Here is a 13738-nt window from a genome sequence, read left to right as displayed (position 1 = left end):
CCGGAGCCTCGCAACGCTGCCAGTGGTTCGCAACGTGAATTTCCCCTGCGGACCACTGGTGGCATTGCGAACCCCGGGTGCGCCGGCACCGGCCCGCCTCGACCGCAAGTTCCACGGCGACCACACTCGGTCGACGGAGGTCAGGCCGGATCGCTGCGCGGCAACACCAGCCCGGTCTCGTAGGCGAACACCACCAGCTGCGCGCGGTCGCGGGCGTGCACCTTCGACATCGCCCGGCTGACATGGGTTTTCGCGGTGGTCGGACTCACCACCATCTGCTGGGCGATCTCGTCGTTGCTCAGTCCCTGCCCGACCAGCGCCACCACCTCCCGCTCCCTGGCGGTCAGCTCCGTCAGCCCCTCGGTCGACACCCGAGCGGCCGGCCGGGCGACGAACTCGCTGATCAGTGTCCTGGTGATGGTCGGCGACAGCAGGGCGGCGCCGTCGGTCACCACCCGCAGCGCCTGCAGCAGTTCGGCCGGCTCGGTGTCCTTCACCAGGAACCCGCTGGCACCGGCGCGCAGCGCGGAGAACACGTACTCGTCCAGCCCGTAGTTCGTCAGCATCACGACCCGGACACCGCACAGCCGTGGATCCGCGACGATCCGGCGGGTCGCCTCGATGCCGTCCATCGTCGGCATCTGCACGTCCATCAGCACGATGTCCGGCAGCAGCTCGGCAGCAAGCTCGACCGCCCGGGAGCCATCGGCCGCCTCCCCGACAACGGTGATGTCGTCCTCCGCCTCCAGCAGTGCCCGCAGCCCGGTGCGGATCAGTGTCTGGTCGTCGGCGAGCAGCACTCGAATCACGATCATCGGGGGACCAGCGGCAGGACCGCCTCGACGGCGAACCCGCCCTCCGGACGGCGGTAGGCGACCAGGCTGCCGCCGAGCGCCGCGGCCCGCTCGCGCATGCCGATCAGGCCAAGGCCCGGCCGATGGGAGTCGGCGGCGATGCCCTCGCCGTCATCGGTGATCTCCACCCGGAAGCAGTCGTCCGAATAGTCCAGCGTCACCCGCGCGGTGGCCGGCCCGGCATGCCGGGAGGTGTTGGTCAGCGCTTCCTGAACGATCCGGTAGGCGGCGGTGTCGACATCGGCCGGCAGCTCGCGCCTCGTCCCGAGTTCGTGCACCGAAGCCTCCAGCCCGGCGCTGCCGCAGCGGGCAATCAATCGCGGCAGCTCCGTCAGCCCGGTCCCGGTGGGCACCTCGTCGCGGCGCAACACCCGCAGCGTCTCGCGGAGTTCCCGGGACGCCTCGGTCGCCGCCTCCTCGATCGCCAGCAATGACTCGGGCACCTGCTCGCCGCGTTTGCGGGCCAGGTGCACGGCCACTCCCGCCTGCATCTTGACCACGGAGATGCTGTGCGTCAACGAATCGTGCAGATCGCGGGCGATCCGCAGCCGCTCCTCGGCCGCCCGCCCGCGGGCGGTCGCCTCGTGGGTGCGCTCGATCTCGGCCGCCCGCTGCTCGGCCTCCCGGACCCGGCCGTTCCACTGCCGGGCGGCGGCCACTGCGACCAGACAGGAGACCACCCATCCGGTGGCGTAGAACCTTTTCCAGCCGCGGTCGGTGCGCACCTGATCAACAGTAGGCGGTGCGTCAGCCGCGGTCGTCGTCCGCCGGGAGTAGTTCACCGGTACTCCCGCGGTGGTACTTCGCGGACCGGACGGCGCCGCTCGTCGTGCCGGCAAGTGTCACCCCAGGTCCGACGACATCCGGCTCGTCGCCGACGACGGTAAAGGTATGACATCACAAGGAATCGACACGACCATCACCGATCGCGGCGCCGACCGGCTCGCGCCCGGACCGACCGAGCTGGGCGACGTACTGCTGCCCGGGGATGACGGTTACGACGACGCGTCCGGGGCGGTTTTCGCCCTCGGGGCACCGGATGTGATCGTCCGTCCGAGAGACCCGGGGGAGATCGCCGCCGCCATCGAATACGCAACCGGCTCCTGCCTGGACATCAGCGTGCGGGCCGGCGGGCACAGTCCCGCCGGGCTCAGCACGAACACCGCCGGGGTGCTGATCGACCTGTCCCACTTCGACCGGATCGTGGTGCTGGACCGCACGGCCCGCCGGGTGCGGATCGGCGCCGGCGCCACTTGGGGGGCGGTGAGCGACGCATTGGCCGAACACGGCTGGGCGATCACCGCCGGCGACACCCGCAGCGTCGGGGTGGGTGGGCTGACGCTCGGCGGCGGCATCGGCTGGCTGGTCCGCAAGTACGGGCTGGCCATCGACAGCGTGGTGGCCGCCGACGTGGTGCTGGCCAACGGGCAGTTGGTGCGGGCCACCGTCGACGAGAACCCTGACCTGTTCTGGGCGTTGCGCGGCGGTGGCGGCAACTTCGGTGTGGTGGTCAGCCTTGACTTCATCGCGCAACCGATCACCTCGGTGTACTACGGCTCGATCGCCTTTGCCCTGCAGGATGTTCCGGCGATGGTTGCCGGCTGGCGGGACGCGATGCGGGCCGCCGACGAGAACCTCACCAGCACCCTGGTGCTGATGCCGCCGATGATGGGCCGGCCGGCGGCGGCCATGGTGCTGTGCTGCTACGCCGAGCCCGACGAGCGGGCCGCCGATGCGGCGCTGGAACCGTTGCGGGCCTTGGGCTCCGTCGTGGCGGACACGGTACGGCTGATGCCGTACTCGCAGGTGCTGGAGGACGCCCACCATCCGCCGGGGATCCGGATCGTGGCCCGCAACACGCTGCTGCCCCGGCTCACCGACGAGGTGATCTCCGGGATGGCCCGCGCCTTCGAGTGCGAGCAGATGATGCTGACGCTGCGCAGCCTCGGCAGCGCGGTCGCCAGGGTCAGGGCCGATGCCACCGCGTACGCTCATCGCGCCTCGGAGGGGATGCTGCTGGCCGGGATCATGCTGCCGATGGCTGCCACCGAGGCCGAGATCGACCAGGCGTTGAGCGACTGGAAGCCGTTGGCGGCACAGGGATCCGGCCCTTACATCAACTTCCAGGGCTCGGCCACACCGGACGATGTCGCCGCCGCGTATCCGCCGGAGACCTATCAACGGCTCTCGTTGATCAAACGGCGCTACGACCCGGAGAACATCTTCCGGCGCAACCACAACGTCCCGCCCGCAGCCGGCTGACGCCACTGCCGCCCGCCCGGGAGGTAGCGGAATGCTCTGCAGGTAGCGCGAAGTCTCGCGGCGTGTCCTGCGGGTTTCCGCTACCTCCATGGTGATTCTTGACCATCGGTCGTGACAAGGTGGTCCGGTGACGTCGACGATTCGGGTCCTGCCGTGCAGGTCGGACGATGTGCCGCTGCTGACGGCTGCCGAACCGTCGGGTGCGCGACTGGCCGAGCAGTTTTTCTCGAGCCAACAGGCCGGCTCGATCGTGTACCTGGTCGGCTGGCTGGACGGGGTGCCGGCCGGGACCGGGGTGCTGACCAGGGGCGAGCGACCGGAGTTGAAGAACCTGCACACCCGCGCGGAGTTCCGTGGCCGCGGGGTGGGTCGGGCGCTGATCGCGGCGGCCGAGCAGTTGGCCGCACTGCAGTTGGCCGCATCGCAGTTGGCCGCACCGCAGTCGGCCGCCGCCGACGGCGTGCTGGCCATCGGTGTCGGCGTGGACAACCCGGATGCCCGCCGGCTGTACGTGCGACTCGGCTACCGCCCGACCGGTCGGCTGACCACCACCACGTACCGCTATCACGACGGCGAAGGGGTCGAGCGAGAGGCGACCGAGACCGCCGAGGAGCTGGAGAAGCCGCTCCGCTGAGCCCCCCGGGGCAGGTAGCGGAACCTTGCAGGACACGCCGCACAACTTCGCGCTACCTGTCGAACATTCCGCTACCTCGTGGGTGGGAGCCGGCTGGTCGGGTCGAATAGGGTCTGACGGATGACCACCCCGACGCCGCAGGCGGGTGCCCGCACCTACCAGGTCCTGGCGAACACCTTCATCAGCGTCCCGGTGCTGCTCGGGATCGTGGTGTTCGTCGTCCAGAGCTCACAGTCCGACTCGCCGCAGGTGTCCTGGCTGGCCGTCGTGGTCCCGCTGGTGATCGCTGCGCTGTCCTGGATGCTGTGCGAACAGATCGGCTATCGACTGGCGCCGTTGGAGTCTGCCCGGGCGGGCACCGACGTGCAGCAGGTCGCGTTCGCCCGGTTCCAGACGTCGGCGATGGTCCGGGTCGCCCTCTGCGAGGTGCCGATGCTGGTGGCGGTCGCACTCACCTTCCTGTCGCCGCCGGCGTCGGTCGGCAACTACCTGCCGGGCGGCCTGGCCTCGCTGGTGTTGCTGTTCATGCACGTGCGGCCGACCCGCGCGGTGGTTGGCAGGTCGGAAGCCGCGCTCGACCGGAACGGCGGTCATTCCGGACTGAGCGCCACGTTCGGGTTCTGAGCTGATCTAGGCTCCCGATCATGCCCGCCAGTCCACCGACCGCGCCACGTCACCAGCACTTGATCGTCACCGTCTTCGGGCTGTATCGCGACCTGCGGGGCGCCATCCCGATCGCCGCACTCATCAGGATGCTCGGCGAGTTGGGCGTGGAACCGGCCGGCGTCCGCTCGTCCGTCGCCCGGCTCAAGAAGCGCGAGATCCTGGTCAGTGCGACGACCGACGGTGCCGCGGCGTATGCCCTGGCCCCACAGCTGAACGAGGTGTTCGACGAGGGCGACCGGCGGATCTTCGGCCGGCATGCGGAAGCCTCGGACGAATGGCTGCTGGCCACCTTCACCGTCCCGGAATCGCAGCGTCACCTGCGGCACCGGATCCGAATGGTGTTGGGCCGCTGGGGTTTCGGATCAGTGGCCCCCGGACTGTGGATCGCCCCGGCCGGGGTGGCGGACGCGGTCAGGACCAGGCTCGCCCGCGAGCAGCTGGACCGCTATGTCGAGTTCTTCACCGCCCACTACACCGATACGGCGGCGCTCAAGACGAAGGTCGCGAGCTGGTGGGACCTGGACAGCCTCGAGGGCCAGTACCTCTCGTTCGTCAACCGGCACAGCGCGCAGGCGGACCGGCCGACCTCAACGCCCGGCGAGGCATTCGCCGGCTACATCCCGTTGGTCACCGAGTGGCGGCAGCTGCCGTACCTGGATCCGGGACTGCCGGCCGACCTGCTGCCCACCGGCTGGCACGGCCGGGTCGCCGAGTCACTGTTCATGCGCCTGCACCAGCGCTGGTCCGGTCCGAGCCGCGACCACGCCCGGGCACTGCTCACCGGCTGACGGCGTCGCCGTCATCCCCGTCAGTCGAGGGCGGCGATGCCGGAGATCTCGATCAGCGCCTCCGGCTGCCACAGCCGGGTGACGCCGATGCCCGCCATCGCCGGGTAGTTGCTGCCGGCCAACTCCCGCCAGATCCGGCCGATCTCGGCCCCGTTCGCCTGGTAGTCGTCAACGTCGGTGAGGTAGATCGTCAGCGAGACCAGGTCTTCCGGAGTCCCGCCGGCGGCGGCCAACGACGTCAGCACGTTCCCGAACGCCTGCCGGAACTGCTCGACAATGCCGCCGGCGACGATCCGCCCGTCGGCGTCCATCGCGGTCTGACCGCCGAGGTGAACGGTGCGGCCGGCCGGCGCGACCGTGGCGTGGGCGAAGCCACGCGGCGTCGCCAGCGAGGCCGGGTTGATGTTCTGGTGCGGCACTGGATTTCTCCTCCGGGTCCCTTGCGAGCGATGTCGCCGATGGTACATTGAGTAAATGTGACGGCCGTCAGAATCGTGACACAGTCGCCCTGACACGCACAGGGAACGCCCTGACACGCACAGGGAACGAGACGGCTGACGGAGCGCGACCCGAAGGAGCGACCATGACCGAAACCCTGCCGGGAACCCAGCAGTACGGGCCCAACGAGCAGTACGCGGATCCGGAAGGACTGGTGGCGCCGGTCGTCACCAGGGCCGGTGACGAGAGCAGCGACACCACCCAGTCCGGCGACTGCGTGCGGGTCTCCGGGGTCAGCATCCAGCACACGCCGGCGACCAGGATCTGGTTCGGCAGGGTGAGCAACAAGCCCGGCTACCGCTCGCTGCCGCACCACCACGGCGAGGCCGAGACCGGCGGTTACGTGCTCTCGGGCCACGGCCGGATCTACTTCGGCGAGAACTACGCCCAGTGGTACGACATGACCGAGGGCGACTGGGTTTTCGTGCCGCCGTACATGCCGCACGTCGAGGCGAACATGAGCGTCACCGAGGATCTGGTCTGGCTCACCACCCGCACCCCGGAGAACATCGTGATCAACCTCGACGAGGTGGACGACGCGCTGCTCGAGGGGTTCCGGCGGGTATGAGTTCACCGGTGGGCACCCACGGCGCGGTGAATGCCGAGCCCGAACGGACCGACCGGGTTGACGGCACCCGGCCGGGCGCCGCCGCGGCTGACTCCACCCGGGCCGACGCCGCCCCGACCGCCGATCCGTTCCTGGCCGCGATCGAGCTGACACCCGTTGCCCCGCAACACCTCGACCAGGCCTACCTGGCGACCACCCAGCCCTGCCCGTGGCCGAAGGCCTACGGCGGCGACATGGTTGCGCAGGCGACCGTTGCCGCCATCCGGTCCGCCGCGGCCGACCGGCAACTGCACTCCATGCACAGCTACTTCCTGCGGCCCGTCGATGTCGGCGCCCAGGTGCGGTACGAGGTGGAGATCCTGCGGGACGGGCGCGGCTATTCCACCCGGCAGGTCCGCGGGTATCAGAACGACAAGATCGTCTACACCTGCCTCGCGTCGTTCCAGGTGCCCGAGGACGGGCTGGACCTGACCACCCCGATGCCGGCCGACGTGCCGGAACCGGAGTCGCTGCCCAGTTCGGCGCAGGCACTCGCCGGGCAGACCGGCCCGGCCGCCGAGTACTGGTCGTTCGGTCGCAGCTTCGACCAGCGCCACGTGTCCGGCCCGGTCTATACCGAGGTCAGCGGCGAACACGTTCCGACGCAGGCGGTCTGGCTCAAATCGTTCAGCCCGTTGCCGGACGATCCGATCGTGCACACCGCCGCGCTCGCCTACGTCTGCGACTACACCATCCTGGAACCGGTGCTCCGCGCCCACGGCCTGGCCTGGGCAGACCCGGGGCTGACGACGGCCAGCCTTGACCACGCCATGTGGTTCCACCGCCCGGCGCGGCTGGACGACTGGGTGCTCTACAGCCAGCGGGCCGTGTCCGCACAGCACAATCGCGGCCTGGCCCGCGGCTACCTGCACGACCGGTCCGGCAATCTGCTGGCCACCGTGCTGCAGGAAGGCATGATCCGCGGCCCGCAGCCGGCGAACTCCGCGACCTGAACGCGCAACCTCGACTTCCGCATCGACGAAGGGGCACGGCATCATGACGCAGACCGAGACTCCGTTGAGTCCCAGCGCGCACCAGGACACCTTCGCCCGCGATCATCTGCCGCCCCGTGACAGCTGGCCGGTGTTCGAGTTCACCGTCCCCGAGGTGCAGTACCCGGACCGGCTGAACGCCGCGACCGAGCTGATCACCCGACCCACCAACGAGTTCGGTGCCGACCGGCCCGCGCTGCACGCCCCCGGCCAACCCAGCTGGACCTACCAGGAGCTGCTCACCAGGTCGAACCAGGTGGCGCAGGTGCTGGTCGAGGACCTCGGCGTGCTGCCGGGCAACCGGGTGATGCTGAGGGCACCGAACACGCCGTGGCTGGTGGCCTGCTGGCTCGGGGTGCTCAAGGCCGGCGCGGTCGTGGTCACCACGGTGCCGGCCCTGCGTGACCGCGAGGTCCAGCAGCTGATCGACCTCACCCTGCCCGCGGTGCTGCTGTGCGACCACCGCTGCGCCGACGACCTGCCCGCCGCCGAGCCCGGCGGATCCGCGCCGATCACCGTGCTGGTCGGCGGTCCGGGGGACGACGACCTGGTGGCCCGCTGCGCCGGCAAGTCCGGCGAGTTCGTCGACGTGCCGACCGCGGCCGACGACGTGGCGCTGCTCGGACCCACCTCGGGATCCACCGGCGTCCCGAAGATCACCATGCACTTCCACCGCGACGTGCTGGCCAACGCCGACACCTTCGCCCGCTACCTGTTGCACCCGGTGCCGCAGGACGTGTTCGCCGGATCGCCGCCGCTCGCCTTCACCTTCGGGCTCGGCGGACTGGTGGTGTTCCCGTTGCGGTTCGGCGCGTCCAGCCTGCTCACCGAGAAGACCACCCCGGTGGAGCTCGCCGAGCTGAGCAACGCCAACGGCGCGACCGTGCTGTTCACCGCACCGACCGCGTACCGGGCCATCGTCAAGCAGGGCAAGGCAGACCTGCTGCGCACCTTGCGAATTGGTGTCTCCGCGGGCGAGCACCTGCCGGCCGACACCTGGCACCAGGTGCACGAGGCCACTGGCCTGCGACTGATCGACGGCATCGGCTCCACCGAGATGCTGCATGTGTTCGTCTCCGCGGCCGGCGACGACATCAGGCCCGGAAGTACCGGCCGGGCGGTGCCCGGCTACCGGGCGGTGGTGCTCGACGAGCAGGGCCGTCCACTCGGGCCGGGAGTCCCGGGGCGGCTGGCGGTGATCGGTCCGACCGGCTGCCGCTATCTGTCCGGCGACCGTCAGCAGAACTACGTGCAGGACGGCTGGAACATCACCGGAGACATCTTCGAGCTGGACGCCGATGGCTACTTCATCTACCACGCTCGTTCGGACAGCATGATCATCTCCTCCGGCTACAACATCGGCGCGCCTGAGGTGGAGGCGGCGATCAACAAGCACCCGGCGGTGCTGGAGAGCGCGGTGGTCGCCCGCCCGGACCCGGAACGCGGATCGGTGGTCTGCGCCTTCGTGGTGCTCGCCACCGGCACCACCGCAGACGGGCAGACCCGAAAGGACATCCAGGATTTCGTGAAGCAGCAGATCGCTCCGTACAAGTACCCGAGGGACGTTCGGTTCGTCGACTCGCTGCCGCGCAACCCGAGCGGAAAGCTGCAGCACTTCCGGTTGCGGGATCTGCTGGCCACCGAACAGGATGCGCCGGCGGCTGCCGCGGGGCCGAAGTGAAGATCGCCGTCGTCGGCGGCGGACCGGCCGGGCTCTACTTCGCCGCCCTGATGATGCAGCTGGACCCGAGCCACCGGATCACCGTGTGGGAACGCAACGCGGCCGGCGACACCTTCGGCTTCGGCGTGGTGTTCAGCGACGAGACGCTCGGTGGGATCGGCAATGCCGATCCGGTGATCGCCGAGCAGATGGCCGCCGGGTTCGCCCGCTGGACCGACATCGACATCCACCGGACCGGCGTCGACGGGTCGCACGAGGTGGAAACGGTGGGCGGCCAGGGATTTGCCGCGATGTCCCGCAAGGACCTGCTGCGCCTGCTGCAACAACGCTGCCTCGACCTGGGCGTCGACGTCCGGTTCTCCACTCCCGCCCCGGACGTAGCGTGGTTGTCCCGCGAGTACGACCTGGTGCTGGCCGCGGACGGGGTCAACTCGGCCATTCGACAGCAGTACGCCGACGACTTCGGGCCCGAGCTGGACCGCCGCACCTGTAAGTACATGTGGCTGGGCACCGACCAGGTCTTCGAGGCGTTCACCTTCTTCGTCAGGAACACCGAGCACGGGGTGATGCAGATCCACGGCTACCCGTACTCCGATTCCGGCAGCACCTTCATCGTCGAGATGACCGAGGACGTTTGGCGCGCAGCGGGTTTCGCCGACACCGAATCCTCGCCGATCGAACCGGGGCGCAGCGACGACGCGGCGATCGGGCGGATCCGACAGATCTTCGCCGACGAGCTGGCCGGGCACCGGGTGCTGGCCAACAACTCGAAGTGGATCACCTTCACCACCGTCCGCAACCGCAGCTGGCGGCGCGGGAACATCGTGCTGATCGGCGATGCCGCGCACACCGCGCACTTCTCCGTCGGCTCCGGCACCAAGTTGGCCATGGAGGATGCGCTGGCGCTGGCCGCCTGTCTGCACGAGCACGATGGACTCGAAGCGGCGGTGCAGGCGTACGAGGACGAGCGCCGGCCGGTGGTCGAATCGACCCAGCGCGCGGCCCAGGCGTCGTTGGAGTGGTTCGAAAACCTTGGCCAGTACCTGGATCAGGACATGGTGCAGTTCTGCTTCAACCTGCTCACCAGGTCCCGCCGGATCACCTACGACAACCTGCGGCTGCGGGACCCGGAGTTCGCCGACCGGGTGGATCGGGCGTTCGCCGATGCCAACGGGCTGCAGTCGGTGGCACCGGCGATGTTCCAGCCCTTCCGGTTGGGTGAGCTGGAACTGACCAATCGGATCATCGTCTCGCCGATGGACATGTACTCCGCGGTCGACGGCGTGCCGGGCAACTTCCACCTGGTGCACCTGGGCAGCAAGGCGATGGGCGGCGCCGGACTGGTGATGACGGAGATGGTCTGCGTGTCGCCGACCGGCCGGATCACCCCCGGCTGCACCGGCCTGTGGACCGACGAGCAGCGCGACAGTTGGTCAACCGTCGTCGATTTCGTGCACGCCAACTCGCCGGCGAAGATCGGTGCGCAGCTCGGTCACTCCGGCCGCAAGGGTTCTACCAAGCTGATGTGGGAGGGCATCGACGAGCCATTGCCGGACGGGAACTGGCCGGTGGTCGGGCCGTCAGCCCTGCCGTACGGCCCTGGTAACCAGACACCAGCCGAGCTGACCCACGCCGAACTGGACGCGATCCGCGACGAGTTCGTCGTCGCCGCGCACCGCGCCGGCGAGGCAGGATTCGACCTGCTGGAGCTGCACTGCGCACACGGATACCTGTTGTCCTCCTTCCTGTCGCCGATCTCCAACCAGCGCACCGACCGCTACGGCGGATCCCTGGAGAACCGGCTGCGATATCCGCTGGAGGTCTTCGACGCGGTTCGGGCAGCCTGGCCGGCCGGCCGGCCGATCACCGTCCGGCTGTCGGCGGTCGACTGGATCGACGGCGGCAACACCGCCGACGACTCGGTGCGGATCGCCGCCGCCTTCATCGGCAACGGGGCTGACGGCATCGACGTGTCCACCGGCCAGATCGCCAGCCACGAGAAGCCGGCGTTCGGCCGCAGCTATCAGACCCCGTTCGCCGACCGGATCCGCAACGAGGTCGCCGCCCCGGCCGGTGCCGCGGTGATCGCGGTCGGCGCCATCTCCTCCTACGACGACGTCAACTCGATCCTGCTGGCCGGCCGGGCCGATCTGTGCGCGCTGGCCCGGGCACACCTCTACGACCCGCAGTGGACCCTGCATGCCGCGGCCGAGCAGGAGTACGCCGGGCCGGGCGCGCAGTGGCCGGCGCCGTTCCGCGCCGGCCGGCGCAAACCGCCCAGCGCCCGTACCGACGCCGTCCGCCCCCGGCTGTCGCTGGTCCGCGATCCGGGCGCTGACGAACTGCCGACCCACGTCCGGTGGACACCGGCCGTTGCCGACCCGGGCGGTCGGCCCTCCCCACTGCCGAAGGCCACGGCCGCCGCTGCCGGCAGATAGCGGGATGAAAGCCGGATGAAAGCGGTCCGGTCCAGGCTCGCCGGATGCCAGGTTCCCATCACCCCGCCGTCGCACCGGCCGCCGGCGCGATGCCGACGGCCCGAATGGCCGTCGTCTGTCTCGCCCTGCTGCTGGAGGGCATGAGCTCCTCCAGCATCAACGTCCAGGTCAGCGCGATCAGCCTCGACCTGCGGATCGACGGAACGGCGCTGCAGCTGGTGGCCAGCGCCTTCCTGGTCGCCTATGCCGGGCTGCTGCCGGTGGCCGGCCGGCTGGTCGACGCCTGGAGCCGGCGCACCGTCTTCCTGATCGGCGTCGCCCTGTTCGGCGTCGGGTGCCTGCTCTGCGCGGCGGCCCTGTCCGCGCCGATGCTCATCGCCGGCCGGATCGTTCAGGGGGCCGGTGCCGCGCTGAGTGCCCCGGCCGCCCTCGCGCTGATCACCGCCGGACTGGACGAGGGGCCGGCCCGGAACAAGGCAGTGGCGCTGTACGGCGCCATGGGGGCGGTCGGTTTCTCGCTCGGCCTGGTGCTTCCCGGCGCGGTGGTGGCCTGGTGGGGCTGGCGCTGGAGCTTCGTGGTGTTCGTCCCGGTGGTGCTGCTGGTGTTGCTGGCCACCTGGTCGATCCAGGCATCGAAACCGGTGCGGCGCAGCGGCATCGATCCGGTCGGCGCCGTCGTGGTGACGCTGGTCCTGGTGCTGGCCATGCACGCCGTCGGCGGCATCGGCAGCTCCACCGGTCTGCTGATCGCCCTCGAGGCCGCTGCCGTGCTGGTCGGCGTAGCGTGGTTGTCCCGCCGCCCCGGCGGCGCCGGGTTCCCGGCCGAGGTGGTCCGCTCCCCTCGGGTGCGGGCCGCCTGTCTGGGGCTGGCGGCGGTCTTCGCCGGGGTGGTCGCCTCCATGTACGTGCTGAGCCTCGGCCTGGGAACCGGTTACGGCCACAGCGGTCTGGTCGTCGGGTTGCTGATCCTGCCGCAGCCGCTGTTCTTCAGCGGATTGGCCGGCCTGGGGGCGAGGTTGGTGACGATCGCGCGACCGACGGCGGTCTTCGCGTGCGGTTCGCTGTTGCTGGTGGCGAGCCTCGGCTACCTGGCACTGATGAGTCCGTCGTTGCCGATCGCGGTGCGGGTGTTGCCGGCGATGGCCGGGATCGGGGCCGCGCTGGCGCTGTGTTTCCCGGCGGCATCGATCGCCGCGGTGGATGCGGCGCCACCTGAGCTGCGCGGAACCACCGCCGGGCTGCTGACCACCGCGCAGAACGTCGGCGGCGCAGTGGGTCTGGCGGTGGTCACCGCCTCGGCGGTAGTACCTGCGGTGAGCAAAGAAACGCAGCTGGCGCCGGGGATGTACGTCTCGGCGGCCGCCGTGCTGCTGGGTGTCGCGATCGCCGGTCTGCTCGCCGCGGCCGGCCGTCGGGCCGCGGTGACGGCATGAACCGCCGCCGGAACAACGGACGCGCCGCCTCCCGGAGGGCGGCCGGAACAGATCGAGCCGACCGGCCGTCGGTGCTGCCGCGGCAGGTGCTGGCCACCGATCTGGACGGCACCATCGCCTTCGGTGGCCGCCCGCCGGCGGCAGCGATCATCACGCTGCTGCAACGGTTCGCCGCCGCCGGCGACGTCAGGGTGGTGGTCGCGACGTCGCGGGCGCCGCATGCGGTCCGCGGCTGGCTCCCCGGTCTCGGCGACCGGATCGACCTGCTCTGCTGCAACGGCGCACTGGTGCTGCGCAACGGGCGGGCCCTGGCCCGCCAGCCGCTGCCGCCGGCACTGGTGGCCGCGGCGGTGGGTGTCCTGGATGCGGCGGGGGAGCCGTACTGTATGGAGTACGGCGACCAGTTCCTGGCCAGCGCCCCTGATGCGCTGCCGTGGATGGGCGACACCTACCGGCATAACCGGTGGCCGGGTGAAATCCCGCGCTGGGACGGCGTTCTGAAGCTCAGCGTGGCGCACGCCGACCCGTGGGCCGAACGCTTGCGGGCCATCGGTGTCGGCGCGGCGAACGTTTTCGCCCACGGCACCGGTGACGCCGAGGTGGTGGCGGCCGGCGTCGGCAAGGCGGCAGCATTGACGGAGCTGTTCGGCCGCGACGTGCCGGTGGTTGCCTTCGGGAATGACGAGAACGATCGGCAGATGCTGACCGTAGCAACCCGTTCGGTGGTGGTGGGCGCGTTACTGCCCGGCCTGGATACGCTGCCCCAGGTGCGCCGGATCGAGGCCGCCGACCCGGTGATCCTCGGAGCGCTGTCCGCCGAACTCGCGATCGCCGAGGCGCCGACTCCTCGCCGCTGGTGGGACGAGGCGGTGTCGTGACCAGGGC

General features: G+C 70.3%; 13 protein-coding genes. 10 read left to right on the top strand and 3 right to left on the bottom strand.

Annotated elements, in window-relative coordinates; all coding sequences use genetic code 11:
- Positions 1-140: 140 nt before the first annotated feature.
- Together K340_RS0110075 and K340_RS28980 are read right to left on the bottom strand one after the other, a co-directional pair.
- Entirely contained in the window at positions 141-809 is a 669-nt protein-coding gene (locus tag K340_RS0110075) for a response regulator (protein ID WP_029136613.1), read from the bottom strand.
- 2 nt (positions 810-811) lie between these two features.
- On the bottom strand, positions 812-1579 hold the full coding sequence (locus tag K340_RS28980; protein WP_051265733.1) for a sensor histidine kinase: 768 nt from the start codon (positions 1577-1579) through the stop codon (positions 812-814).
- Between the two features lie 166 nt (positions 1580-1745).
- Between K340_RS28980 and K340_RS28975 the strand changes: the two genes are divergently transcribed.
- From K340_RS28975 to K340_RS0110050, 4 genes are all read left to right on the top strand, one after another.
- A complete protein-coding gene (locus tag K340_RS28975; protein ID WP_051265731.1) occupies positions 1746-3116 on the top strand; it encodes an FAD-binding oxidoreductase in 1371 nt (456 codons plus the stop codon).
- A 127-nt stretch (positions 3117-3243) separates the two neighbouring features.
- Entirely contained in the window at positions 3244-3750 is a 507-nt protein-coding gene (locus K340_RS28970; protein WP_051265729.1) for a GNAT family N-acetyltransferase, read from the top strand.
- A 120-nt stretch (positions 3751-3870) separates the two neighbouring features.
- A complete protein-coding gene (locus K340_RS0110055) occupies positions 3871-4374 on the top strand; it encodes a hypothetical protein (protein ID WP_029136612.1) in 504 nt (167 codons plus the stop codon).
- 20 nt (positions 4375-4394) lie between these two features.
- Positions 4395-5204: a PaaX family transcriptional regulator gene (locus K340_RS0110050; RefSeq protein WP_029136611.1), complete on the top strand. Its 810-nt coding sequence runs from the start codon at positions 4395-4397 to the stop codon at positions 5202-5204.
- A gap of 20 nt (positions 5205-5224) precedes the next feature.
- On the opposite strand, the gene K340_RS0110045 is transcribed toward K340_RS0110050, so the two are convergent.
- Complete coding sequence (locus K340_RS0110045; RefSeq protein ID WP_029136610.1) at positions 5225-5623, bottom strand: RidA family protein; 399 nt, start codon at positions 5621-5623, stop codon at positions 5225-5227.
- A gap of 164 nt (positions 5624-5787) precedes the next feature.
- Between K340_RS0110045 and K340_RS0110040 the strand changes: the two genes are divergently transcribed.
- Genes K340_RS0110040 through K340_RS0110015 form a run of 6 tightly spaced genes read left to right on the top strand, consistent with a single transcriptional unit; the run spans position 5788 to position 13731 of the window.
- A complete protein-coding gene (locus tag K340_RS0110040; RefSeq protein ID WP_029136609.1) occupies positions 5788-6270 on the top strand; it encodes a cupin domain-containing protein in 483 nt (160 codons plus the stop codon).
- On the top strand, positions 6267-7262 hold the full coding sequence (locus tag K340_RS0110035) for an acyl-CoA thioesterase (RefSeq protein ID WP_084614246.1): 996 nt from the start codon (positions 6267-6269) through the stop codon (positions 7260-7262). The genes K340_RS0110040 and K340_RS0110035 overlap by 4 nt, the downstream gene beginning before the upstream one ends.
- Positions 7263-7305: 43 nt before the next feature.
- Positions 7306-8982 (top strand): AMP-binding protein, encoded by a 1677-nt coding sequence (locus K340_RS0110030; RefSeq protein WP_029136607.1) that lies wholly within the window; start codon positions 7306-7308, stop codon positions 8980-8982.
- Entirely contained in the window at positions 8979-11420 is a 2442-nt protein-coding gene (locus K340_RS0110025; RefSeq protein ID WP_029136606.1) for a bifunctional salicylyl-CoA 5-hydroxylase/oxidoreductase, read from the top strand. The genes K340_RS0110030 and K340_RS0110025 overlap by 4 nt, the downstream gene beginning before the upstream one ends.
- Before the next feature lie 44 nt (positions 11421-11464).
- Positions 11465-12853, top strand: a complete 1389-nt coding sequence (locus tag K340_RS28965; protein WP_084614245.1) for an MFS transporter — start codon at positions 11465-11467, stop codon at positions 12851-12853.
- Positions 12850-13731: an HAD family hydrolase gene (locus tag K340_RS0110015; RefSeq protein WP_029136605.1), complete on the top strand. Its 882-nt coding sequence runs from the start codon at positions 12850-12852 to the stop codon at positions 13729-13731. Before K340_RS28965 ends, K340_RS0110015 begins: the two co-directional genes overlap by 4 nt.
- Positions 13732-13738 lie beyond the last annotated feature (7 nt).

Origin of the sequence: Nakamurella lactea DSM 19367, assembly GCF_000426645.1 — a bacterium.
Taxonomy (GTDB): domain Bacteria; phylum Actinomycetota; class Actinomycetes; order Mycobacteriales; family Nakamurellaceae; genus Nakamurella; species Nakamurella lactea.
This window is presented reverse-complemented; position numbering and strand designations above follow the sequence as displayed.

Coding starts and splice junctions, on each gene's coding strand:
- K340_RS0110050 (WP_029136611.1), top strand. CDS start 4,395: ATGCCCGCCAGTCCACCGACCGCGCCACGTCACCAGCACTTGATCGTC.
- K340_RS28965 (WP_084614245.1), top strand. CDS start 11,465: ATGCCAGGTTCCCATCACCCCGCCGTCGCACCGGCCGCCGGCGCGATG.
- K340_RS0110015 (WP_029136605.1), top strand. CDS start 12,850: ATGAACCGCCGCCGGAACAACGGACGCGCCGCCTCCCGGAGGGCGGCC.
- K340_RS0110030 (WP_029136607.1), top strand. CDS start 7,306: ATGACGCAGACCGAGACTCCGTTGAGTCCCAGCGCGCACCAGGACACC.
- K340_RS0110055 (WP_029136612.1), top strand. CDS start 3,871: ATGACCACCCCGACGCCGCAGGCGGGTGCCCGCACCTACCAGGTCCTG.
- K340_RS28975 (WP_051265731.1), top strand. CDS start 1,746: ATGACATCACAAGGAATCGACACGACCATCACCGATCGCGGCGCCGAC.
- K340_RS0110040 (WP_029136609.1), top strand. CDS start 5,788: ATGACCGAAACCCTGCCGGGAACCCAGCAGTACGGGCCCAACGAGCAG.
- K340_RS0110035 (WP_084614246.1), top strand. CDS start 6,267: ATGAGTTCACCGGTGGGCACCCACGGCGCGGTGAATGCCGAGCCCGAA.